Annotated in this window: 20 protein-coding genes and 3 pseudogenes; 4 read left to right on the top strand and 19 right to left on the bottom strand. The window is 45.1% G+C overall.

Going from position 1 to position 24,881, the window contains the following annotated elements; genetic code table 11:
• The 6 genes and pseudogenes from B147_RS32540 to B147_RS30575 form a co-directional block, all read right to left on the bottom strand.
• Window positions 1-192: pseudogene (locus B147_RS32540) on the bottom strand (hypothetical protein); the annotation flags it as partial.
• A gap of 296 nt (window positions 193-488) precedes the next feature.
• The gene (locus B147_RS0120135; protein WP_020589009.1) at window positions 489-1,814 is read right to left on the bottom strand and encodes a 6-hydroxymethylpterin diphosphokinase MptE-like protein; all 1,326 of its coding nucleotides are present in this window, start codon (window positions 1,812-1,814) and stop codon (window positions 489-491) included.
• A gap of 35 nt (window positions 1,815-1,849) precedes the next feature.
• Window positions 1,850-3,013, bottom strand: coding sequence for a radical SAM protein (locus tag B147_RS0120140; RefSeq protein ID WP_020589010.1), 1,164 nt, complete (start codon window positions 3,011-3,013; stop codon window positions 1,850-1,852).
• A 222-nt stretch (window positions 3,014-3,235) separates the two neighbouring features.
• Window positions 3,236-4,588: a Gfo/Idh/MocA family oxidoreductase gene (locus B147_RS0120145; protein WP_020589011.1), complete on the bottom strand. Its 1,353-nt coding sequence runs from the start codon at window positions 4,586-4,588 to the stop codon at window positions 3,236-3,238.
• Window positions 4,589-5,911 carry a metallophosphoesterase family protein gene (locus tag B147_RS0120150; RefSeq protein ID WP_020589012.1) on the bottom strand — a complete coding sequence of 441 codons (1,323 nt, stop codon included), beginning with the start codon at window positions 5,909-5,911 and terminating at the stop codon, window positions 4,589-4,591.
• A 67-nt stretch (window positions 5,912-5,978) separates the two neighbouring features.
• The gene (locus tag B147_RS30575) at window positions 5,979-7,577 is read right to left on the bottom strand and encodes a glycosyltransferase (protein WP_020589013.1); all 1,599 of its coding nucleotides are present in this window, start codon (window positions 7,575-7,577) and stop codon (window positions 5,979-5,981) included.
• Between the two features lie 237 nt (window positions 7,578-7,814).
• Between B147_RS30575 and tnpA the strand changes: the two are divergent.
• Window positions 7,815-8,030, top strand: a pseudogene (tnpA, locus tag B147_RS31335) (IS200/IS605 family transposase); the annotation flags it as partial.
• An 18-nt stretch (window positions 8,031-8,048) separates the two neighbouring features.
• On the opposite strand, the gene B147_RS0120160 reads toward tnpA, so the two are convergent.
• The 8 genes from B147_RS0120160 to B147_RS0120195 form a co-directional block, all read right to left on the bottom strand.
• Window positions 8,049-8,516 carry a methylated-DNA--[protein]-cysteine S-methyltransferase gene (locus B147_RS0120160; protein ID WP_020589014.1) on the bottom strand — a complete coding sequence of 156 codons (468 nt, stop codon included), beginning with the start codon at window positions 8,514-8,516 and terminating at the stop codon, window positions 8,049-8,051.
• A gap of 18 nt (window positions 8,517-8,534) precedes the next feature.
• On the bottom strand, window positions 8,535-10,187 hold the full coding sequence (locus tag B147_RS0120165; protein WP_020589015.1) for a fatty acid CoA ligase family protein: 1,653 nt from the start codon (window positions 10,185-10,187) through the stop codon (window positions 8,535-8,537).
• Window positions 10,184-10,858 carry a hypothetical protein gene (locus tag B147_RS0120170; protein ID WP_020589016.1) on the bottom strand — a complete coding sequence of 225 codons (675 nt, stop codon included), beginning with the start codon at window positions 10,856-10,858 and terminating at the stop codon, window positions 10,184-10,186. Before B147_RS0120170 ends, B147_RS0120165 begins: the two co-directional genes overlap by 4 nt.
• A 54-nt stretch (window positions 10,859-10,912) precedes the next feature.
• Entirely contained in the window at window positions 10,913-11,824 is a 912-nt protein-coding gene (locus B147_RS0120175) for an alpha/beta fold hydrolase (RefSeq protein ID WP_020589017.1), read from the bottom strand.
• Window positions 11,818-12,870 carry a 3-oxoacyl-ACP synthase III gene (locus B147_RS0120180; protein WP_020589018.1) on the bottom strand — a complete coding sequence of 351 codons (1,053 nt, stop codon included), beginning with the start codon at window positions 12,868-12,870 and terminating at the stop codon, window positions 11,818-11,820. The genes B147_RS0120175 and B147_RS0120180 overlap by 7 nt, the downstream gene beginning before the upstream one ends.
• Window positions 12,867-17,045, bottom strand: a complete 4,179-nt coding sequence (locus B147_RS0120185; protein ID WP_245569067.1) for a hotdog fold thioesterase — start codon at window positions 17,043-17,045, stop codon at window positions 12,867-12,869. The genes B147_RS0120180 and B147_RS0120185 overlap by 4 nt, the downstream gene beginning before the upstream one ends.
• Before the next feature lie 67 nt (window positions 17,046-17,112).
• Window positions 17,113-17,823 carry a rhomboid family intramembrane serine protease gene (locus tag B147_RS0120190; RefSeq protein WP_026259747.1) on the bottom strand — a complete coding sequence of 237 codons (711 nt, stop codon included), beginning with the start codon at window positions 17,821-17,823 and terminating at the stop codon, window positions 17,113-17,115.
• Between the two features lie 28 nt (window positions 17,824-17,851).
• Complete coding sequence (locus B147_RS0120195) at window positions 17,852-18,424, bottom strand: hypothetical protein (RefSeq protein WP_020589021.1); 573 nt, start codon at window positions 18,422-18,424, stop codon at window positions 17,852-17,854.
• Window positions 18,425-18,538: 114 nt separating this feature from the next.
• On the opposite strand from B147_RS0120195, the gene B147_RS0120200 reads away from it, so the two are divergent.
• Window positions 18,539-19,282: an SIR2 family NAD-dependent protein deacylase gene (locus B147_RS0120200; RefSeq protein ID WP_020589022.1), complete on the top strand. Its 744-nt coding sequence runs from the start codon at window positions 18,539-18,541 to the stop codon at window positions 19,280-19,282.
• Between the two features lie 70 nt (window positions 19,283-19,352).
• On the top strand, window positions 19,353-19,685 hold the full coding sequence (locus B147_RS0120205; RefSeq protein WP_020589023.1) for a histidine triad nucleotide-binding protein: 333 nt from the start codon (window positions 19,353-19,355) through the stop codon (window positions 19,683-19,685).
• A gap of 31 nt (window positions 19,686-19,716) precedes the next feature.
• On the opposite strand, the gene B147_RS0120210 is transcribed toward B147_RS0120205, so the two are convergent.
• The 5 genes and pseudogenes from B147_RS0120210 to B147_RS0120225 form a co-directional block, all read right to left on the bottom strand.
• Window positions 19,717-20,304, bottom strand: coding sequence for a hypothetical protein (locus B147_RS0120210; protein ID WP_020589024.1), 588 nt, complete (start codon window positions 20,302-20,304; stop codon window positions 19,717-19,719).
• A gap of 20 nt (window positions 20,305-20,324) precedes the next feature.
• Window positions 20,325-20,495 (bottom strand): annotated as a pseudogene (locus B147_RS31340) (SDR family oxidoreductase); the annotation flags it as partial.
• Window positions 20,496-20,505: 10 nt separating this feature from the next.
• Window positions 20,506-21,450 carry an MBL fold metallo-hydrolase gene (locus B147_RS0120215; protein ID WP_020589025.1) on the bottom strand — a complete coding sequence of 315 codons (945 nt, stop codon included), beginning with the start codon at window positions 21,448-21,450 and terminating at the stop codon, window positions 20,506-20,508.
• Window positions 21,451-21,711: 261 nt separating this feature from the next.
• Window positions 21,712-22,041, bottom strand: coding sequence for a phage holin family protein (locus B147_RS0120220; protein ID WP_020589026.1), 330 nt, complete (start codon window positions 22,039-22,041; stop codon window positions 21,712-21,714).
• A 52-nt stretch (window positions 22,042-22,093) separates the two neighbouring features.
• Window positions 22,094-22,984, bottom strand: a complete 891-nt coding sequence (locus B147_RS0120225; protein WP_020589027.1) for a M15 family metallopeptidase — start codon at window positions 22,982-22,984, stop codon at window positions 22,094-22,096.
• Window positions 22,985-23,448: 464 nt separating this feature from the next.
• Between B147_RS0120225 and B147_RS31345 the strand changes: the two genes are divergently transcribed.
• Complete coding sequence (locus tag B147_RS31345; protein WP_083927949.1) at window positions 23,449-24,774, top strand: (Fe-S)-binding protein; 1,326 nt, start codon at window positions 23,449-23,451, stop codon at window positions 24,772-24,774.
• Window positions 24,775-24,881 lie beyond the last annotated feature (107 nt).

Here is a 24,881-nt window from a genome sequence, read left to right on the forward strand (position 1 = left end):
TTTTTTTGCCAGATAATTATTTTTGGAGACAGCTTTATTTTTCCTGTTCCAGTTCTCACATTGCCTGCGATGAAGCTCATTTTGGCAAGCCGGGCTACATGTTCTCTGCCGACCTTTTTGTCTTACATCAGGAGCAAACCATTTTCGGCAAATAGAGCAAGGGCGTTTTCCACGAGAATTCTTTGCCATCATTTTTCTCCAAGATTCGAATCAGGGAGATTATATGTAGCAAATTTTTAACGAATCAGTGGCGGGGTCTATCGGCGGGATAGGCATGCGGGGTATGATTTTATGATTTTCTTGGCGGGGTATGGCCGCGGGATATCTGGCCGTTACATTATTTCGTTATGAATATAGNGGATAAGCGTTACACTTTTTAAAGCTGGCCAGTTCATTTGGAATTGAGCCAATAGGGAATTGAACAGGGGGGACTTTAAGTCCACTCCCCCCCCTGTTCAACTTCCCGGGTAAAACCTATGTTAGTAATTTTATCCGGGATGATAGTGGAACAACTTATCAAATTCTTTACGTTCAAACACTTCTAATGCACCACCGCGCGTAGCGTTATAAATCCTGATACCCCTAACGTCTGCAAATTTCTTTATTGACTTGTATCCTAACACAACTCGCTGAATATCCAAATCTGGATGATTAGTCCTTTTCGACAAGGCCTCGTCTACGTATTCACTTCGCTCTATAAAATGAGATCGCCCTTTTGTATTATATGAAGTGGTATCAGCGCCTAACAAATATATTTCATCAAATCCCATGTACATTGCAATTTGAAGGCATACATGAATCACGGTCATTCCAACATATATCCCATATTCAATTTCATCGGAAACATCAATGCTTTTTAAAGAGTAAACGGTGGAACAATAAAACTTATATACATTTTCAGGGACATCTTTTTCCCAAAACTTATGAGCTCCATCAAGAACAAATTTGGTCTTACTATCATACCCAATAATTTTATCACGTTCATAATTAGTATAATTGATATCCGATAAGACATAATAATCTGGGCGCCATGAGCTTTTTGTCCCTGCCTTATGGATCCCATTCACACCAAAGGATATTTCATTGTATTCGCTTATTGTATTTAAATCATCCATTGTTAGACTTGGCCCATTGGCAACGATTACACACCGTTGCGCCTTATGGATTCCTTTAAATTTTTTTAACTCCGGGTAAGTCCTATATTTTTTCTTGACAGCATCAATTGTTGAGCATTTACACGAAATCAATTGCGAATATCTTTCACGACTACTTTGATAATAATCGTCCTCAATCAATAATTCATCATACAGATCCCAATCAAGCACACTTTCGGTCTCTACATTAAAAACTGCACTATACCCATGCGTTTTAATGTGAGTTTCTGTATCATTATCGCTTAGAAAGACAACATGCTTGTTCTTTATTAATAAATAATCATATAAAAACAACGAATAAAGACTATTGCCCTTAATTATATATGCATCCAAATCATAATTTTCTGATTCAAATACATCTGATAGTCTTCTTTCATCAAATGAATACATATCCATAGGTTCTTCAGATAAAATCCAATAACGATCTACTTTTTGTTTATCTAACTGCTCAATTATGGGCATGTTATTCAAAGGAGAAATCAATAATGGCAGCTCACTATATTCTGAAAGGTATTTTTCAAATGAAATAACTGGAACTTGATTATATGTCTTTCCAATAAGTTCAACGTTTGAATCTATGTATCCTACTATGGAATCCGTTGGGAATATATTTAGCAGCCTTTTTCCTATAACGCCAATTCCCCAAACTATAATTTTCATTTTACAGATATCTCTTTCCATTACATTGGTTGGTATTAGCTTGGCTTTCTAATCTTTATTTCATCATTTCTTTTGAGTTGAACACCACCTGTCACTATTTTGTTATTTTTTGGTCCAACTCCTCTGCACAATTGACAAAAGCGAATTCCTTTAGGCAGATTCCCATTGTAATAATCTAATAATTTCTTTTTGGATTCCGTTGAATTCACTATCAGCCTATCAAGCTCCAAAATATCTTTATTATAAGCCCGATTGATTTCAAACGCACCCAATTGTGTTGCACAAAAAAACATTTTTTTGTTGTATATAACCTGACACATCGCATTGCACTCAGTCATATGCCTTATCAAGTTTTCTCTTGAATCGGCAATGCGCAAAGTTTCCCTTGGAAAACCCATATCAAACCATTGTTCATGCTTGTTCACGATATAATCAACTTTGAAAGCTTTTAGCTTATCGATTATTTTCTTAATGCGATCATAATTTCCGATTTCATGACTATAGTCACTTAACCTGATCAGTATATTGTTCTGATTCGCAAATTGAAGCAGGTCATCTTTGGGGATTATAGTGCAGTTGCTTATAATATGAAGTCTTGAAAATTTTTCATGGAAATTTACCTGTATAAAACTTAAAATTTCAATTAAATTTTTTTTAAGTAAGGGTTCACCGCCAACAATAAGAACAGTAGAGACATAATCAATACAATCGAAGAACATTTTGATTGTTTCTTTAAGTTCATCATCAGTATATACTCGACTACGGTCTAAATATGGTACTAATGTATTGCAATGTTTACAGTTTAAAGTACACTTTAAAGTTATAGGCAGTGAAATTCTACTTATAACACATTCGCTTCTATTTATCCAATACCACTGACTCATAAAATTTTTGGCATTTTCGAAATCAATGGATTCTCTATACCCAATACTCTCAAGCTGTTTTTTAATAGGATAGTAGCTATTCCCAGATACAGCTACTACCACTTTATATTTTTTTTCCTGAAGTTTGTGCTTTACAGACATAAATGACTGAATGGGGATGCCATTATATCGCGTATCATTTTTTTCATATTTTGAATTATTGTCTATGATGAAATCAATCTGAAAATCTTGAATCAGTTTTGGCAAGCAGCATCTTGCTACACGTCCAAAACCATATATTATAAGTTTTTCTGTGTCATTATTAGTAAAGTCCATAATATGCGTTTTCTCCATGCTTAATTGTGCCCGAACGAAAACCACAATTTTTGCCGATTACGGCCGGTGTTTGTCTAAAATTTTAATCCTCGAAATACTCTATTATGTAGTCCTCCGGTTAAAATTTTAGTCCGCTTGTCCTCTACAAATTTTCCAGGTTTTCGTTCAGACATTAATCACCCGATAACGTAATCTCATAGCTTAAATAAGAGAGAATAAGCATCAAATAGCTATAGCTTTCTTTCTCTCAGAAAGAAACTTCTCCATAAGCTTAGCCAATGTCACTGATTCTTCCACTGTTAATCGTTCTTCATATCCATTTAAACTGCCACGTATCATTTTTACAAAATCACTTATTTCATATCTAAAACCTTGGCCAAGAAACTTTGTTGCGATGAATTCATTTTTCGATGTGTCCTCAAAACAGATTTCAAATCCTTTCGTCAGCCACCAAGGCGATTTGGCAAGAATATATCCTTTGGTTCCGGAGATTAAAAGCTGTCCCTCTGACTTGATACCTAACCCTGTTTTAGCTGTGGCTAAAGAATTTTTATAGTAAAAATACGCTTTAGTATAGATGTCAATACCATCTTTCTGTTTTAAGCTTTCAAAATTGACTTTTTCATAGTTACAACCCATTAACTTTAAAATCGGCAAAAGTGTGTAAGAGGCTAATTCAGTGAAGGCCCCCCCATAATCCAAGTCAGTCAATTCACGTGTTTGCTGTGGAATAAGCTTTGTAAAGCCTGCTTCCACATCACGAATATTGCCGATAATACCGCTTCTTGCCACGCCGATTAACTGAACAAATCCTGGCGCATAGGCTGTTTTTATGCCTTCCATAAGAGTTAAGTTCTTTGCTTTTGCAAGCTCAAAAGCCTTTATTGCATCAGTTTCTTTAAGGCACATGGGTTTTTCACACAAAACATGTTTGCTTCGCTCAAGTGCTTCCATAATGTATTCAATATGTGTTTCATGTGGCGATGCAATATTTACAGCATCTACGCTATCATAAAAGTCATCTTTGTTATTGGTTGCTAATCCTAACTCAAATTGTTCTGCATATTTTTTTGCACTGTCAATTTTAGGGTTATAAACAGATGTTAATTCGATTCCGCTAACGTATTTTAATTCTTTTGGAAACCTTACTGCAACACGACCGGTCCCAATCATTCCAAGTTTAATAATTGGAAACTTTTGTTCTCTAAGCATTGTGCTGGATACCAGTTTTGTTCGCTCAAGATAGACAACGTCACAATATTCCTTTAGAAAATCAAATTTTCCCGTCCAGTCAGATCCAACCGTGAAAATATCAATGCCATACTTGATAATATCTTCAAGCTTTTGCCCATCGTGATCCTCAATAATAATCTCATCTGCAAACCCTGTCTTTTTAACACTCTCAATACGCATCAACAATGAGTCTACAACATTGAGCTTTCCACGCGAATTATCATAGTATTCCGTTGTTACGCCAACAATCAGATAATCCCCTAACTTTTTGGCGCGTTCAAGAAGCCTGTAATGTCCGTTATGAAAAAGATCAAAAGAGCCATATGTTATTACTTTTTTCATTTATCTAACACTCCTGTCATTGCCTGCACCAAAACGCACCAGTTCAAGACCTTTTGTACTTTTATCAAACAAAAGAATATCCCATAAATCCTGGGTTGCATCGCAAAAGCTTCTCTTTTGTGTTACTGAACCGTCAGGCTTATAACAGGAAAAATCTTCGCATTTGTTGTTTGCAATCGACACAATCGGATACGATAACTCCCTATAAATCTTATCGGCATGTGTATGGCCATGCATGAATGCAATAATATTTTTTTTTTGCACATTGTGCGCTTCTAAAATATTTGCCATTTTTTCTCCGTTATAAATTTCGTCACTCCAGTAATCGAGCTTTGCAAGTGGCGCATCGTGGCTGAATACCATGATATCCATTCCATCAGGTGTTTCATGTAAAAGCGTTTCAATCCAATTTATCTGGGCATCACAATATCCGTATCTAAGTTTTCGATTGTTGTCATATGCTGATAGGAAAAACATTCTCATAGAACCTGAATCCACGCAATAGTAGGGTTTTTCTCTATTTAAATATAACTTTGCTTGTTCCTCAATAGAAATATGCTCAGGGTTATTAAAAAAGTAATTTGAATCGTGATTCCCTAACGCTAAAAATACAGGAATATTACATGACTTAAGCCCGTTAACGACTTCATCTGCAAGCTGCAGCGTTCTTTTTTTTGAGACTATACCGTCCGTTAGATCACCTAAATGCACAATCCCATCAAGGGCAATTTGCTCAGACACATGACGAATATTTTTTTCAGTATCTGCCCATGTGCCGTTTAAAACATTATGTGTATCTGTAAGGATAATCAAACTAAAGATATCGCCGTCGCCTTTATTTACTAGTTTTGAGCGCCATCTTTGGATTACGCGATCAGCTTCTTCAATGAAATATGTTTTCATCCCTTCTGCTGTTGGATGTTTGGTGCGTATGCCTCCTGTGATACTGAACGCCGACTTGATATGCTCAACATCTGAAGGCTGAACATCTGCACCATCAGACCTTTTAAAACAGATTTTGTAATATGCGTTTTCTTTGAATGTATAGGAGTCACTGTTATAATCAGTGGGGCGAAGATCTTGATTATATGTAAGCCACATGCTGTCCGGCAAATAGCAATACTCTTCTTTATATTTTAGTTCCCGCTCTATAGCATATGTACCCACAGCGAAAACATAAAATTCAGTATTCAGTTCAATTGTGTCGCCTTTATTTGCATAATAAGCTTGTGATGCAATATGTTGAAAAGAATCAGGAACAGGTGTCCCATCATGCAGTGTCGTTCTGACACGATATAATAACTCAAGCCCATCATTACTCATGAAATAAGCCTTTCTGAAGAAAACCAAAGCGTCGACAAAATAAAATATAAATTATTTCAATGTTGCCTTATCCACTTGAAAGTAGTTGTTTGCAAATACTTAGAATAGATAAAATAATAACTCTTCCTTTTCTGTCTTTCTTCTGTTTTCCGGCAATTTTTTTGTAACCTTGAACTATTGTTTCTTTATTGTCAATTACCGTTAATAGACCTGCAAGCTCCCGATTAAAGACAGCAAGTGTCAAGTCTAAAAACAGATCACCCTTGTTTTTACCTAAGAAAAAATTGGCCAGGATAACCGCATCTCCTGTCGGGATTGTATTGTAGTCGTTTATAGTTTTAAAATACTGCGCAATTATGCTTTCTAATATACTACCAGATCCACTGTTTATTTCATTTTGATCTGCTGTTTGTTCGCTTAAATAAAACAAAAGAAAAGAAAAAATCATTGTATGGTGGGATACAGGAATTTTATCAAGTCGGCTAAAAAGAAAAAGAGCAACAGGGCCAAGGGCATCAAAGGCTTCTTTTTTCTCAAGAGCGTCAAATATGATTTTGGGAAATGAAGTTTTTTCAAGCATTGGTTCCCTGTATTTTTCCCATAGACTTAAAAATTCCTGGAACCGGTCAAAAGAAATAAGGCCGATTATTAACCAGAAGCAAACAGTGATTTCAGCATTTTTTGTTGTTGTAAAGATAAATCTTGTGCCTGCCTTTGAAGGATTATTGCGAAAATCATCAACTACGCGAAGATAATTTTGTCCACCCTCTATAGAAAGATCGGGTTGGTTTGAAAAATAACCGATACTAGCCAAATCATAATATAAATCAGGTTCATCCGGCAGGACCTTAAGACCTTCACGGATAATAGAATGGGCTTGTTCATATTCCTGTGCATTTCGGTATAAGGATGCAAGCCCATGGTAAATCGAGTAATAAAAAGAAGCTTGTATATAGGGTAGTTTTTTCTCTTGTACCAGCTTAAGGCATTGATGGCCGGTTTTGATGGTTTTTTGTTTTTCTTTCATTTCCGAATAGACCTGGAACAAATAAAAATATGCATCATGGTCTTTGGGATTCGCCTCAATCCTTTTTAGCAGTAAGTCGCTATTTCGTTTGTATTTAGCCTGCATTTGGGCTTCCGGCAAAGCATACCCGTAATGGAAGAATTCTATATCCAGAAACCCTACTTTTCCCGAATAAACAGGTGTTTCGTGGATGATTCCCTTAAACCGAACGCCCACCTTATTTCTGAACATCCTGATCATTCTGGTTTCTGATACAACCCTGCCCTGGTTGTTCTTATCCAGCATTTTTATTAATAAACAATGCAGTATCTTTGGCTGTTTTTTTAATTTTTTCTTAAAATCGGCCTTGGTTAGATGATAACAATTGAGTTCCTCATCAGCATCAAGATAAATGATCCAGTCTCCCGTGGCATACGATATTGACTGGTTACGGTGTTTGGTAAAATTGTTCTCCCATGGGTGGTGATAAATTTTCGCACCAAATGATTCTGCGATTTTTACAGTATTGTCTTCAGAACCGGTATCAACAATAATTAACTCATCAATCAGATGCTTAAGACTGTTTAAACATCTTGGAAGCATCTTTTCTTCGTTCTTGACTATCAAGCAAGCAGAAATTTTATTTTTAATATTCTTCATATACCTTTCTCTATCATGCCCTTTATATGTAACACTCCCCCGTATATTGGGAATAGTGCTCCATCGGTTTGTGGTTTTTGTTCTAAAAACACCTTGATTGACGTTACAAGTTGTAATCAACATGGGCAAACCCCCGGCTTTGCCGGGGAGACTCTCAGAGTTTGACATTTGCGGGAAAAATCGAAAGCCTCCATTAATGTGAACCGCTCAAAGATCACAAAAGAAAGGAGCCTTTCGATAAATACTTACAGCAAATTAAATCATACAACTTGGGATTGCAAGTACCATTTGGTATGGATTCCAAAGTATCGGAAAAAAGCAATATATGGCAATTTGAGGAAAACTCTTGGTGAAGTTTTCAGGGAATTGGCTTCGCATCAGGAAGCACAAATCATAGAAGGGCATTTAATGGGAGACCATGTCCACATGCTGATCTCAATTTCCCCTAAATATTAGGTTGCCTGGTGTATCTTAGATGGATCTTTCCAAATCCAAAAGAGTCTGTTTGAGATCTAGGCCGCCAGCAAATCCGGTTAATTTTCCGTTTTTGCCGATCACGCGATGGCAGGGAATGACGATGGGTATGGGATTGGATTTGTTGGCAAGGCCCACGGCCCGACAGGCTTTGGGATTGTCAATTCGTTGGGCTATCTGGCCATAGGAAACCGTTGTCCCGTAGGGGATCGTTAACAGCGCCTGCCAGACTTTTTTCTGAAAATCCGTCCCTTGGGGGTTCAGATCAAGGTCAAATTGTTTTAACCGGCCTTCAAAGTATTGTGCAAGCTGGGATACGGCATCGGAGAAGATGGTGTTGTCCTCTATCCAGCCTTTCCCAGGCGCTTTTCTTTCACCTTTAATGGGAAAACGGATCAGTTCAAGCATTGTATTGCCGGCCAGCATTAATGGCCCGATCTTTGAATTGATGTATCTGTATTTCATCTGCCAACAGCTTCCATCTTATCCTGTGATTAACTCCCGGGCCTTGATCGCTAGTTTTTCCCTGAAAATTTTGGAGTTGTGCCGGATATCCACGGGGAATTTATACTCAATGAAAATGTATTCAATACCGGCGGTCAAAGGATTCTTTTTAGCCAGGTCAGACAATTCCCCTATAAATTGTTTTTCATCGGATATTTTCTCAAATGGCTCCACAAATACCACAGGCAGTTGGCGGTTTTTTGGCCCGACACCAGTGAGTGCACTGCGGTAAACTTTTTCATGGTTGTTGAATATGGCTTCCACAGGAATGGTGAATAAGGTCTCTTCTCCGGTTTCAACCCGGTGGGCCTTTCTGCCGCAGAACCAGATTCTGCCCTTGGAGTCCTTCCAGGCCAAGTCCCCCATTCTGTGCCATATTCTTCCGTCCGGATCCGATATTTTGGCCAGAAGATCGGCATTGGCATCGTTAAAATAATGCTCGGTAACAAGATCTGCCTTTACCGTTATTTCCCCCACCTGATTTTCAGGCACCTCCGGGACGTCTTGGATCTGGGTGATGGGATCGTCGGTAATCTCGATCAATTTTACACTTGTATCTGCAATGGGCCGGCCCACGCACATGCCAAACCCCTTCTCGGAAAGTTTTCTGGTTTCCGACAGAATTTCATGGGAACCGATGGAAATAATGGGAACCGCTTCCGTGGCCCCGTAAGGGGTATGGATCTGGGTATTATCGGACAGCATGGATGAAAACTGTTCAATATTGGCTGGGCTGACAGGAGCACCTGCGGAGACCACCCGGCGCAATGACGGCAGCTTAATCCCGTTTTCCTGTCCATATTTTCCCACCCGGTTCAAAAGAGCCGGGGAGGCAAACATATTGGTCACGCCATGGTTCTCAATGGCCTCTATAATTTTTACGGGATTCACCAGAGCCGGTTTTGTGGGGTCCATGTCCGGGATCACCGCAGTCATACCCAAGGCAGGATCGAACAAGGCAAAAAGTGGAAAAGTGGGCAGATCCACCTCATCGGGCCCAATCTGAAAATGGGACTGGATCTGGCGGATCTGGGCTTCAAAATTGCCGTGGGTGTATATCACGCCCTTGGCAGGCCCTGTGGAGCCGGTGGTAAATACAATGGCAGCGGTTTCATTTTCGGTGGTCTGCACCTGTTTGAAAGGTGTGCCCGGGAACCTGTTCATCAACTGGTTCAGGGTGTGGCCGCCCCAGAACCATTTTCTGCCCACGGTCACCCACCGCTTTACTGTTTTAAAAAATCCGGGGCGCAGGGTTCGAAGTACATGGGCCTTTTCAATGCCGATAAAAGCCTTGGGGCGGCTTTGGGAAAGGCATTGCAGCATCCGGTCAATCCCCATGCCGGGATCCACCACCACAGGCACAGCCCCGACCTTGAACATGGCAAATACCGTAAGAAAAAAATCCATGCCCGGGGGCACCATCAGAATGGTGCGGGTTCCCCGGCCGATACCGATGCTGTCAAGCCCGGCTGCAAGGCTATCGGAATGCTGGTCAAGCTGGCGGAAGGTCAGCTGGCTGTATAGAACCCGCCCGGAGCTATCCCGTGAGGCCGGGTAGACCACAGCCCGTTTGAACGGATATATGTCAGCGGATTGTTTCAGGCTTAGGGCAATATTTGTATAGCGTGTCATAAAAACTTCTTTTTTATTTTATACAGGGTTCCTTTGATCAGGCCTTCCGGGGCCTTGGGCATAGCTTCCTTTAGCGGGGTTGTCAGTTCCTTGGATTTTTCCAGGGCGTCTTTGGCCTCCTGGATCATCTGTTCAGCAGTCTGATCAATTTTTTCCTGTCCTTGGGTCTGGTTAACCTGGAACAGTACAAAGGTTTCTTTAATGGGTTTTTCCAGTTTTTCAAAGGATTTTTTTAAAGATTCCATTCCTTTTACCCATACTTTTTTCTGGCCATCGGCAATCTTCTTCTGATCCGGATACTTGGTGGCCACAGCATCAATACGGGCAATTTCAGTCTCAAATAAAGCCATCTCCCCGTTAAAGGCCAACAGTGCATCGTAAAGTTCAGGTATGCGGGTAAAACAAAAGGCGAGCATCTCGTCAGGCAGGGTGACATGGGCAAGGGGTACGGGTTGATAAACCCGGCCATCTTCGCCACCGGAACCTGAAAAAAATTTGGTGTACGCAAAAAATCCACCCCCGCCAAGAATACCCAGAATAAGCAGAAAAATAATCAGCTTTTTTATTAATGATTTCTTCTTGGGTTTGGTCGGTTTGGTTTCGTCGCCGGTCTTTTCCTCGACAGCCGGTTCCTCGGGTTCATCCTTTTTTTTCTTTTTTAATAGTCCCATAGCTCCCCAATTTATCCGGCATAAACCTGAAAGTCAAAACTACACGAAAAAATATCAGGACAGAAATTTTTGAATCAATTTAAGGGTGGGACCGGGCTTATCTTCGAACAGATAATGACCGGCATCCTCAAATACATGGGCACAGGATTGGGGAAATCTGTTTTTAAATTCCTTAAGGAAATGAATGTCAAAAACAAAATCCCGGGTTCCCCATAAAAACATGAGCTGATCCGGGTCAAGTTTGCAAAGTTCTCGATCCACCTTCTGAACCCTGGCATAACTTCTGTCTTTTTTTGTTATCGGTATATCCTGGACAAATTTTAAGGTGGCAATGCGATTAGCCCAACTATTATATGGAGCAACAAGACCTTTTTTAACTGATTGAGACAGCCGGGTTTCTGCAGCAAGATACAGGGCGCCCCGGGCAAAAATGTTTGCGCCCAAAACAGCCGGTACGGCAAAAGGCGCAAGATATTTAACGGCCCAAAGCGCTGCAGGAAAGCGTTTAGACGCCGGAAGAAAAAATCCGGAAGTGTTGGTGATAACAATTTTATCCACCCGGGCCAGATTGTCCAAGGCCCAGGCAAGCCCGATCATCCCGCCCCAGTCATGCACGATCAAAGAGATTTTTTCTTTAATATCCAGACCCCGGACAAGGGCATCCAGGTCCGACACCCTTTGATCCAACGTATAATCATAATCTTTAGCCGACGGTTTGTCTGAAAAACCGCACCCGATGTGGTCCGGGGCAATGGTCCTGAAACGGCCGGACAACCCTGTGATCAGATGCCGAAAATAAAAGGACCAAGTGGGATTACCGTGAACCATGAGTACGGGCCTGCCGTTACCCTGATCCACATAATGCATTTGATTCCCGTTGATCCGGGCATAATGGGGTTTAAATGGATAAAGGCGCTCAAACCCTGTGGTGGAGGTCCGCTGCCCGTTTATGATTCTTGTTACCATTCCACCCCCAGAAAATAGCAGTTAAGTCCGGACCCCACCCCTACAAAGACCACAAAATCTCCGGGCACAAAGAATCCGCGTTCATCGGCAATTGCTGCGGAAATCGGCAGGGACACGGAGCCCACATTGCCCAGGAAAGGAAAGGTGGAAAAATCTTTTTTCCGGTCAATATTCATGGCAGTATAAAATCTATTGTGATGGCCCTCCCCCACCTGGTGACCAACTATTTTATCCGGCTGATCCGCAGATAAATTAAACTCTTTGCGAAACATTTCATAGGTTTCCACGACCAGTTCCACGCCGTGGTCAAGCACTTTCTGGGCATTGGTACGCATGATCACCCTTGAATCGGTGGGCATCCCCTTATCTTCAAATCCCCAGGAACAAAGGTTCCAGTGACGGATGGCATTGTTCACCACCCCGCCTTTGACGGCATGTCGCTGGGTCGAAGGTTTGCCCAGGGTCCCGTCGGTGAGCAAAATTGCCGCCGCCCCGGAGCCGCCGGTCATGGTAGCCACAGCTTCCCTGTAAAAATCAATGCTTTTGTGGGTGTTGATCTCTTCAATAGTGGCGTCCACAATCTGCCGGGCCGACTCGCAGGAGACCACTAATCCTGCTTTAATATGCCCAAGCTGGATCTCATTGGCCACATGAACCATGCCCGTGATCATGCCAAGGCAGGCAGATTTTACATCATATACATGGGCCCGTGGCCCTACCCCGATCATGTCTGCCACCGCACAGGAGGTAGCCGGTTCAAATCCGTCCTGGCACACCCCGCAAAAACACAGGGCCCCCAGTTCTTTGGGACTGATACCTGCCTCATCCAGGGCTCGCTTGCCTGCCACAGCCGCATGCTCAGCGATGGTATGGTCCTCATCCCAGTATCTGCGTTCCCGGATACCGGTCAACGCCTCCAGCTGGCCGGGCACAAATCCCACAGCCTCAAAAAAAGGGGCGAGTTTTTCATCTATTTCCTGGCTGGTCACGATATGGGGTGCCAGCTCATATCCAAAGGATTCAATAAACACCTTGTCGTACTTCATTTTTTCCTCCAGTACGCCTCAAGATCCTGGCGGGTCACGCCTTCCAGTTTCATTCCCATATCCTTATAAAACACAATCTCAAGGTCATCAGAAAACATATGGGCATCCGCCGTCACAAAAGGCTGGGGTTCATATCCGATTGTTTTTATTTCAATGTCGTAAAGGGCTTTTTTCGTAGCGCGGGTCACAGGTCCCCGGCATTTGAGATCACTTTCGTTTTTTTCCAGCACATTATAACAGATGCCGTCACCGGGCAGCACCCAGCCCATGCGCTGGACAAAGACCCGCAGGGTATGGGCACAGCATTCATACATCAAGGTCCCCGGCATCACCATGTCATCAATAAAATGGCAGGTCAAAAACCAGTCATCGGGATGGATATCCGCCTGGGCAATGATACGGCCCATGCCGAACCGCCCGCCGGTGGGGTCCAGGTCAAGCACCCGGTGGATCAGCCGCATACGCCCGCCGGGCAGCCATTGGTTTTTTCCGGTGCGCTTTCCTTGGAAATCTGCACCAAACGCTGTTACAAGATCTCCAGTGCGAAGGGCTTCCACCTGTTCATCATCCAGGCTTATTCGTCTCACCGGAGCAAACCAGGCAGGCGGCGGCCCCTGGATATTCATCTCCTTATCTTCTTTTTTCAGGATAATGCCCCCGGAATTTTCCACCTCCTGTTCGGTAAAAAAGCCTGCGCACCCATCGCGCATGGACATAAAGGGAAGCTGATTGATGTATCCCTGGTAATGAAAAAAGAAGAGATAGATATCCCCCTGCTTTAAAAACCGGTCGATCTCAATATGGTATTCAATGGTTTCACCGGGTACGGGCAGGCTGCGATGGAAAGTCACTTTGGCATCAAGCAACCGGTATTTGCGTTTTCCTTTGACCACATGGTCGATGCCCAGCCAGGAGCAAAGGAAAAGATCGGCCTGCCCCGCTTCAATGGAGATGGAGACCGGTGCTTTGCCACCGTCCAGGTACCAGGCATTTTCATGCACATCATGCTGGGTGACTACTTTCCCTGAGGTTAAGGAGAGTTTTTCCCCATGCACGGAAACAATCCGGTCCACCAGCATCAAAGGCTCATCCGGCAACCGCACCCGGACCGGGTAGGTGTCAATGATATCGAAATCCGGCCCCAGCACATTCCCGGCTTTTCCCACGGCAAATTCAAGGCACTGGTCCCGGTCCATGAATACCTCGGGAATTTTATGCATATCCTGGGGTGAACAGACCGGTTCCAGTCCGGTTGATGCATGCCGGCCCCTTGCCACTGCGCCGGCAATGGCGGCAAGCTGCTCGGTCATGGCCCGGGTGTTTTGAGCGGATAATTCCAGGAACCGTTCATGGGCCCTGGCCGTCACCGCCTGGGTATGAACCAGCAGTCCCGGAATTGTGTCACAGGGAATGGAAAGGGGGATTTCAGGTGCTTTAAAAATATTTTTGGTAATCAATTCCTGTGGAAAAGGCGGACGGGTCACAGGAATCCGAATACAGGTGGGTGAATGTCTATTTTTTTTCCGGGTTACCGGGATGTTCGCTGTGCCCCCACCCTGCCCTGGATCCCGGTGACCTGACAAGACAACGTGTCCTCCAATACCATCCCGGGTCAGGCATCCTGCAACAGCGGTTTGGGGAATGTCGGAGACATTGGACAAAGGCCCTGGAAACTTTTGAAGATAAAGGCATAATGCGGCAGCCGTAACGGTAAAAAGACCTGCAGCTGCTCCGGCATGGCCGGACAAAGCAGACGGGCAAAAAACCGGCAAGGCATTGGATTTCAACCCAGAGGCCTCCCCTGCCCCCAGGAAATGTGACGCACTGTGCGTTACGGCACCCAGCCCGATATCTTTAAGTTCCATACCAGCATGATCCAGGGCTTTTTGTAAGGAATTTTGGACAACCGTTAGTCGTGAGACTTGGGCCTGCTCACTGGTTTCCCCGGCAAGGGCAGCTCCTCCGGCACGGCCCACACCATTAACCACGGCATAAATCCGGTCATTGTCCCTTTGCGCGGCCTCCAGGGGTTTAAGCACCAAAGCCACCGCCCCTTCCGAAGGCAAAGCCATGGGGTCTGCGCCAGTCAAAACCAGGTCCCGGGTAAAACTTCTGATATCAGCGGCAAGATCCACGGCCGCACATAAAAAGGTGTCGGTCTCCCCTGTGGACAGTGATTTAACGGCAACATCAATGGCTGTGTGCCCCGAGGCTTCATCCGCAGACAGGGTAAAACAGGGGCCGCCCAGTTTAAATGCCCGGGCCAGGCGGGACGCCACAATACCCCCAAGTGCACCCAATGTTGAATCAAAATTTAATGACGGTCCGATGGTGTCCAGCAAATCTGTAGAAACATTGTTCTCCTGCCCCTGAATCTGCCACCTTAAATGGTAGTCCGTGGCGCCGAAATCAAATTCAATACCCACGGCACACCCCATATTTATCCGGGGCGGTTGTGATACATCCGGTTTGGGAGAGATCCCGGCATCTGCCAGGGCGGCCTGGGCCGCTTTGAGCATTATCAAATGCTGGGGCAGAATCTGATCCATCTGGTTGGGGGGGATATTGAAATCTTTGAGATCAATACTCAGATCATCCATGAACAGAGTTAAGGCGCTGCGGATTTCAGTGGGCAGGTGATCGGCTCTGCGCCACCGGTTTTCTCCGGAGCGGCCGGCAGGCAATGTCTCTCCAAAAATAAGCTGGGAAAATTCCCCGAGGCCATCAGCGCCACCCGATATCAGACCCATGCCTACAATGGCGCAGGGTACGCTTTTTTCCGCCGGTGCAAAGCCCACCGCACAATTGTGTGATTCGGCCTTAAAGGATTCCACAAGGATCTGGGCATTGATGCCGCCAAACCCGAAGGCCGATACGGCGGCCCGCAAAGGCTGACCGTCACCGGCAGATCTCCAGGCAGCAGGCGCGTCCTGAACCCTGACACCGGTATTTTTAAACGGGGAGTCATCGGGCAGGGCATTGAAATTATTTGATGGCGGCAACAGCCCCTGGTTCATGGACATCACCGTTTTAATGAATCCGGCTGCCCCGGCACCGGTTAAAAGGTGCCCGATGTTGGATTTCACCGATCCAATGGCCAACTCTGTGTCCGGGCACCGATATTTTTCAAGCATCTGCATGATACTGTGGACTTCCACCTGATCCCCTTTGGGAGTCCCGGAGCCGTGGCACTCCATGTACTGGATATCACCAAAGGACCAGCCGGCCATATTAAATGCACTGGACATGGCCCGGACCTGGCCTTCACTGGCCGGGGCCACCAGGTTGCCTTCAATATCGTTACTCACCCCCCAGCCTTTGATCACAGCGTGGATGGTGTCTTGGCAAGCCAGGGCATCGTCCAGGCGTTTGAGCAGGACCAGGCCTGCGCCCTCCCCCACCACCAAACCATTGGCATCCCGGTCAAAGGGCGCGCACCGGCCCGTGGGTGACAGGGCCTGGAGCTGGGTAAATCCCACTTGGGTGTACAGGGACTGGGGCCGGGATACCCCGCCGGCCAGCATGGCATCCACCTGTCCTGACAACAGTTGCTCGCAGGCAAGTTTTATGGAAAACAAAGAAGAGGCACAGGCGGCATCCAATGTAAAACTGCCGCCAGTCAATTCCAATGCCCTTGCCAGAATTGATGCAGGCGCAGACAACATACCGGCGCCCCAGGCCTGCTGCCAAGAGGGCATGACAGGGTTTGACAACAAAAATAAGTCGCGGGTCAACCGAGATGCCCCCGGCGTAGGCAAGGCAATGGCAGCAAGGACAACCCCTGTGCGCTCCCGGTTTTCTTTTGAAAGCCGTGCATTGCAGATCAAATCAATTCCGGCGGCAAGGGTTAAATGGTGTACCGGGTCCAGGGCATGAAAGAAATCACTATCCAGCCCATGCCCGGCCATGTCCGCCCCGGAAAAGTCAACATTGGCAGGATTGAACACCGATTGGGAAATCAAACCTGCAAACCGGCTGCAGGCACGGTCCGGCAACGGCCTGCCGGCGCGGTTGTCCACCATGATGTCGGGCGGCACACCCCACCGGTCTTGGGGCACTGGAATTACACTTGATTTTTTTGCCATGATATTGGCAATGAACTGCCGGGTGTCACAGGCGCCGGGGAAAATACCGGACATGCCGACCACGGCGATATCTACGCGTTTCAAACTCATTGAGCCCATATAGTTGACCCGGAAAAAGATTGCAAGCAAGCTTTGTAAAATTTGTGTAAAACGCTTCTTACTTAAGTATTGCCGCCATACCTTGAAAAACCGAACGGAATAAAAGAAAAAAGGTAAATACGGACATCCCAACGCAAATCAAGATATCAATGCCCCCGGATCTGCGACGCTCGTCATACCCAAAGAAAAATGCAAGAATAAAGCCTGCGGCAAACCCACCTCCATGGCCCCAGTTGTTGATATTCGGCAGGATCAGTCCAATCAACACCAGGCTGAGAATCCAGGATTTGGTCTGATCAAACACCATCTTTCCCCAGGTTCCCCCCCGGGACCAGCCAAAATAAAACAAGGCGCCGATCAACCCGCAAAGACCTGCCGAGGCCCCAATAGTTAAAGGCACGCCACCCAGACAGGAGAGAAAAAAACCGCCGGCACCGGAAAGGATATAAATGGACAGCATCCGGTAGAGCCCAAACTCCTTTGCCGTGAGCGGGGCAAGGGTTCGAAGCGCCAGCATGTTAAAAAGGATGTGCAGCAAACTGCCGTGCAGCCAGTTTGCGGTAAAGATACTCAACCAGTCATGGGTATAAGCCAAAGCCATGGTCCCGGATGCCCCAAGAAAGATCAAGGCATCGCTGGACGGAGCCAGGGCAGTTAGAGGATTCAAAGTAAAATGAAGCCCACGGGAGAACAGCAGGGATACGGCATACATGACCACGTTGATCCAGATCACAGCCTGTATCGTAAGTTTTGTCCGCTTGTCTATCATAATGAAAAATAAAGCTTGTTGTTGGGGATCAGTGAATGGTGATATCTTCTATCTTCACGGCAGCCAGATACTCTTTGACCGCCCCCAACGTCAGGGCAAACATCTTGGTCCCGGCAAGAATTACCATCGGGTCATCCGGAGTTCCGCAGGCATCAGCAAACACCGGCCCCATAATACCGGTGGGATCAGCATCTTTGGTCTGATTTTCCTGCATCTGCTTCACAAAGGTATCCAGACGTTCCTTGAGTATGCCGAAATAATCAACCCGGGTGCCTGTGGTGGTTTCCGTCAGAGTTGACACATTGTTGGAAATCTCCCGGATCTGTTCCCAGAAGGCCTGGGTTAAAGGTGTTTTGTTTACATCTGTTGCCGGCATGAAAAAGGCAAGCGCCCACCCCACACTTAGAATTTTAAGAATGGCCAGTTCATATTCCAGACGATTCAGGTTTATGGGGTGCCCCTCTGGGATTGTGCCTAACAGCGATTTAATGTCAGCCCTGTCAATGGCAAAAGCTGAAAGATTTTCAGCCACCTGGTCCACTGTAAGGGTTCCTGCCGGATTATTTTGCATGTCGGAAGATCGTCCTTTGTCTGCATTCATCAGTGGTTTGATTTACCTTTACCTCATATCAAAATTTAGTTATCTTTAGCCGTTGAAAAAAATAAAATAACAATCCCCTGGTCAAGTGTAAACCCCGGAAGGTAATGATATGTCATGAATATTTATCAAGAAGCTGCAAAACAAATTATTGATTCCCACTATTGTGTGGCCTTTACCGGCGCCGGTATCTCCGTTGAAAGCGGTATTCCGCCGTTTCGGGGCAGAAACGGGCTGTGGAATAAATACGATCCTAAATCCTTTGACATTGATTATTTTATCCAGGACTCGGCCAGGGCCTGGGCGATTATAAGAGATATTTTTTATGACCTGTTTGGCCAGGTCCTGCCCAATACCGCCCACTATGCTTTGGCTGAGATGGAGCAGCGGGGCCTGTTAAAATCGATCATTACCCAGAATATCGACAACCTGCACAAGGATGCCGGCAATACAGAGGTTTACGAATTCCACGGGTCATTAAAACAGATCATCTGCCTGAACTGCGGGCAAAAAGTGAATGTGTCCCAGGTGGACATGAATCATCTGCCCCCCATGTGCCTTGCCTGCGGTGGTCTGATGAAGCCGGATGTGGTGTTTTTCGGTGAAGCCATCCCCGAATATGCGGCGTCTAAGTCCGTTGATGCCTCCCAAAAAGCCGACTGCATGATACTTATCGGCACCACAGGCACGGTGGCACCGGCCAACACCCTGCCTTCCCGAGCCAAGGCCGGCGGTACAACCATTATAGAGATCAATCCAAATCCGTCGGAATATACCAACCGGATAACGGATATATTTATCCAGGACAACGCCACAAAGGCCATGGAACATCTCATGGAAGCCATTGATGAGCTTGCCTGACAGCTGACAGCTCATAGCGGATAGGTGTTGCTGTGAGCTATTGGATCAATACTACTATTTGGAGAAAAATATGCCTGACGACTGTCTTTTCTGTAAAATTGCCAACCATGAACTGCCCAGCGACATGCTGTATGAAGACAGCGACTATGTGGTGTTCAGGGATATCCATCCCAAAGCCCCGGTTCACCTGTTGATCGTGCCTAAAACCCATATCCGCAGCGTCAACGACATTGAACCTGGGCACACCGAACTTGTGGGGGGACTTTTTACCCTGGCCGCAAAAATGGCCCTGAAAGAGGGGATCAATAAATCCGGATACAAGCTGCTTTTCAATGTGGAAAAAGGCGGAGACCAGGAGATCTTTCACCTACATCTTCATCTTTTTGGCGGTTGGGAAAAATAAACGCATTTTTTCTAATCAGACAAATCAAATTTCAGGGCATCCATGTGATAATGCCTTCATCCGGGTTTTGTTCTCTCCATTGCCAGAATGAATCAATATCCTGAATGCCATGTTCAATAACAGCTTTATATACTTGGATTCCCATTACCTTCTTTTCAATGGGAATACTATTTTTGATCCTAAGAATATTGGCCCTTGTCTCCGGCGTCAAAACCGCAGATATCCGTTCGGCAACCTTTTCAAAATATCCGGCATAAGCAGATTCATTTAAAATATGAATCATATCAATTTGCCAGGAATGGCCATCTTTGTCCTCGTAGAACGCATGCCATTCAATGCATTGATCTTCGGCATCAAGCAAATTGCCATAACTTATGGTTTTAATCTGTTTGTTTTCTGCAAGTCTGGCCATGGCGGAAAAGCTGTCCGAAAGATTGAATGGTGTCGTATAGATATGAAAATCAATATCCCGATTGTTTATCAACAGCCCCATTTTTAATGACCCGACTAAATTAATCGTTGCTCCGATCGAAGACCATATTTCAATGATATTGGTGTCGTTAATGACCTGCCAGGCATCCTTCTGCATTGATTCTGAAATTTCAAAAATATGTTGCATGGTATTTTTTCTCGTATCGCTTATATCAATCTGGCCCCACCATCAATCACGACTATTGTCCCTGTTGTATAAGGGTTTCCCATCAAATAAATATATGCGTCAGCGACTTCTTCAGGTGAAGCAATTCTGCCCAAAGGAAATTGCTCGGCATATTTCTCCACCTCCGGAGATTTAGGGGCAACAAAACCGGGGCTTACAACATTATTTTTTTTGAGACTGCCCGTTGCCGTTGTCTGTCAGATAACGGGTTTTAAGATTCATTGTGACGATGAAATCGCCGCCTGCCCGTTTAGGAAGCACTTCCAACATCGCAGCGGTCAATTTTTCAACATCTTTTTCCCCGGCGCTAAGTTCCTTTGCTTTCTTATCGAAAAACGGCAGATAGGCCTTCAGATCTTCAATATCCTTGTTTGAGGATAAAGGTCCGTGCCCCGGAATGATATGACTGACATTCATGGCATGTATGAAATCAAGATTCTTTTCCCATCCGGGCAGATCCCCTTCACCGAGATAAGGATGAAAGTCGGTAAAAAGAATATCGCCGGCAAAAAGAACATCCTGTGAGGGAATATGCACAATTATGGAACCTTGAGAATGTGAGGCAAAGCCTGTGTAAATCAGTTTTACGGCAACACCGCCCAGGTCAAGAATCATTCCACGTTCAAAAGCCGTATCCGGCGCAACAGCCCGGGTACCTTCCCAGAAATCCGCCGGCAGCCCAAATGCTTCCGGATTCCCAAGTGTCTTATCCCCGGTGGAAATAACCGCTTCACGGCATTTCACATGGCCGATAATACGGGCCCCCATGTCGGCAAAAAAACTGTTACCGAGAACATGATCAAGATGGTAGTGTGTATTGACCACATATCTTACAGGTTTATCCGTTATTTTCCGGATATCTGCCCAAAAACCTTCAGCTTCCTTTGCGGACGTCAGTGTATCCACCACAAGCACGGCATCATTTCCGATCACTATACCGGTATTGACAAAAAATATGTTGCCGGGCGTTCCGGCAGGAACACCCGTATACGCATAAACCGATTCCGTAATTTGTTTCAACTCTGCTTTCGGCGTCTGCGCCATCACGGATTGAACAAGGAGCACAGCCAATACGTTAATAATCAGTACTGTGGTTTTCATTTTCATCTTTTGTCTCCTGTTTCCTATCCCGGTCAACTTTTCGTTTTCAGACCCGAGGGTGAACTATCTGATTTGTTAACACTTTGATCATAATCACGGTTTGCCGGAATATTTGATAAAATATTATTGAACAATGCCGCGGATCAGATACCGGCACCCCAATTTTCTCTATGGAATTTATATCTTGGACGCTTTGATCATACAAGGACAATTCGCTTTAAAAAAATGGTGGAAACCTTGAGAGTGCTGGGACGATACTAAAACTCTTTATGCGATGACCCATTTGATTACGGAATCAACAAGGGTAATGCACAAGGCTGCTATAAATGTTGTTAAAAAATCTTTAATTTGAAAATCATCAAGTATTTTATCGGTGAGCCAGAGCAGCACGGCATTGATCACCAGTTTGAACAGCCCGAATGTAATGATTATAAAAGGCAGGGATAAGACAATCAGCACCCAGCCAAAGAAAAAATTAATCAGACTGTAGACAATGGCCACCATAATGGCTGTCCCAAAATGTTTAACCTGGATGCCGGGTAAAAAATTAGCCACCAGAAATACCGCAACGCTTAAAATCAGAATGTTGATCAACATTGACATTTTTCCTTCTTTAATAAATTAAATTGGTTTGAAGCCATTGTGTTCTTCAGCCCCCAACCTCAACATGCCAGGGCTCATACCTGACACCCAAATGATTTTCCGGGCCATACCTGAACCGAATATACCCCAGGCTGGACAACCGGCTGTATACCCGGGTTCGGGTAAATTTTTCCGTAAAGTTATCCAGGCCAAATCCCTTTTCCCCCATATCAAAATCGCCGGTGGCATGAAAGGAATAGCCCGGCGGCGCAAGGGATCGGGAGGCCATGGACAGGTTCCCCCGGCTTTGCACCGCCTTGTTTAAGAACAGCAGAAACTGTTTGGACACGCCCCGGATACCTGAAGTCAGAACCGCCTCGGTTCCGATTTTCTTCCGGATATCCTGGTACAGGGCTTGGGACCTGCCCTTGTACAGATAATTGCCCGAGCCTTGAATCTTTACTGTTTTTCCAGACGGCACCTGCCAGGTCATCCGGGGAATAGTTTTTTTACCCATAAAGCCGTAATCAGCGGCAGCTCGGTGAAATAATTTTTCAAGAAAATCAAGTTCCCGGCGGGAAAACTCCCCTATGCCGCCATAGGTCCGGGCACACGTCAGGGCATCATCAAAACCGGCCAGGCTGAAGTTACCGTACCCGATCTGCTTTTGGATACGTTTGAAACGCATAAGGCTTGATAAAAGAAGAGGCATCTCATTTTCAGGCAGCAAAACATCATCTTTGAAGTCACGATTAAAAAAAAGGATCTTTAAATGATTTGGGGCCCTGGTCGATTCCCCGGCTCCCACAAGGGCATCCTTGACACCATGGTCCAGGGCATGTACTTGGCAACTGGAAGCCCCCAGTGCCCATGCCGTTTCCAAAGCACCGGCCAACGGCAGACATGTTCCTGCAAGGGCGGCTGATCCTGCGAGTTTTAAAAATGTTCTCCGATCCACTGATGCGTATCCGTTATTATAGAGGCTGTGTGAAACCTGCTCATTTTTTGACTGCTCAAAACCCGGTTATTGTAACCATTGATTCAGGCCATGAAAAGAATTTTATCAATTTTTACCGCATCCGGCTTAAGAACAACAGCCATAGTCCGGTCTAATCAATCAACACCCAGGCTAAATCCGCAACTAAACCGGCCCACCATTTTTTGATCATTCAATTGAATTCACTATTATTATTTGCTATAGTTTTTCACCCATAGAGAAGGTTTTTTCTCTAATAAACATTATATTCTATATAATCAATGGGTTATAGAGGAAGTCTTCCCTAAGGGAATAAGGCGGAAACCATGAGGAAACTGTCTGACATTATCAAGGGAAAAACAGATATCCAGGTGATCATGGGAACCCACAACGACCATTGACATGCTGATTGTTCACCTTTAACTGTATTTAAGAAAGGAAACGACATGGCAGAAACTGTCATCAAACTGGGCCGAAATAAAAAGGCCTCAACTTTTATCGACAAGGTTAAAGAGATTCTGCCCGAGGGCGGAAATCTTAATGCCTGCCTGACATGTGGCGCCTGCGCATCAGGCTGCCCGGCCACCGGGCTGGCAGACATGGATCCCCGAAAATTTCTGCGCATGGCCGCCCTGGGCATGGATGAGGAAATTGTCGCATCAGACTGGCCCTGGATGTGCACCATGTGCATGCGCTGCATTTATGTCTGTCCCATGAAAATTGATATCCCCCAACTTGTTTTCAACGCTCGGACATTACGTCCCAGGGAAGAGCGGCCAAAAGGCATCTTGGGTTCCTGTGACGCGGCCTTGAAGCACGATACCGGTTCAGCCATGGGTACCTCAGAGGAAGATTTTGAATTTGTGGTTGATGATGTTCTCGAAGAGTATAAGGAAGCCCAACCGGAATTTGAAGAGATGGAAGCCCCCATCGATAAAGAAGGTGCTGAATTTTTCCTTAACCAGAACTCCAGGGAGCCGGTCACCGAACCCGACGAGATGGTCCCCTTATGGAAAATTCTCCATACCGCCGGGATTGATTGGACCTACGGTTCCAAGGGATGGGGCGGTGAAAACTATTGCATGTTTCTGGCAGATGACGAATCCTGGAAACATCTGACATCGACCACCATTGGTCAGGCCAAAAAGTTGGGGTGCAAAACGTACCTCAATACCGAGTGAGGGCACGTAACTTTCTCGGTCCGGGCCGGAGCGAAAAAATTCAACATTGATACTACAGATTTAGAAATCAAAAACATTTACGAATACTATGCAAAATGGATCCGTGAAGGTCGGCTGAAACCCAGTTCCGACTGGAACAAAGACCTGAAAATTAAATTTACGGTACAAGATCCCTGCCAGATTGTCAGAAAAAGTTATGGCGACCCCATTGCCGACGACCTGCGTTTTGTTGTGAAATCCATAGTCGGTGAAGAGAACTTCATTGACATGCAGCCCAACCGTTCCAACAACTTCTGCTGTGGCGGCGGCGGCGGATTTCTCCAGTCAGGCTTCAAAGAAGAACGTTTGACTTACGGGCAGATCAAAGACCAACAAATCAAGGCCACTGGTGCGGATTACTGTATCGCGGCCTGCCATAACTGCCATGCGCAGATTCATGAGCTCAGCGAACATTACGAAGGGCATTATGGCGTTGTCCATTTATGGACACTGCTCTGCCTGTCGCTGGGCATTCTTGGACCCAATGAACGGGAATATTTGGGAGATGACCTGAAAGAAGTAGCCGTCTTCCATCCTGAGACTGAAATGTAGTAAAATTTTTGGTTGAACAGATACAAGGCCGGCAGTCTATTTTTAGACTGCCGGCTTTTTTTAAGGCTGGTCATCAACAAATCCATCCCCGGGTTGACAAATTTCCT

The sequence above is a fragment of the Desulfobacter curvatus DSM 3379 genome (assembly GCF_000373985.1).
GTDB classification, from domain to species: Bacteria; Desulfobacterota; Desulfobacteria; order Desulfobacterales; family Desulfobacteraceae; genus Desulfobacter; species Desulfobacter curvatus.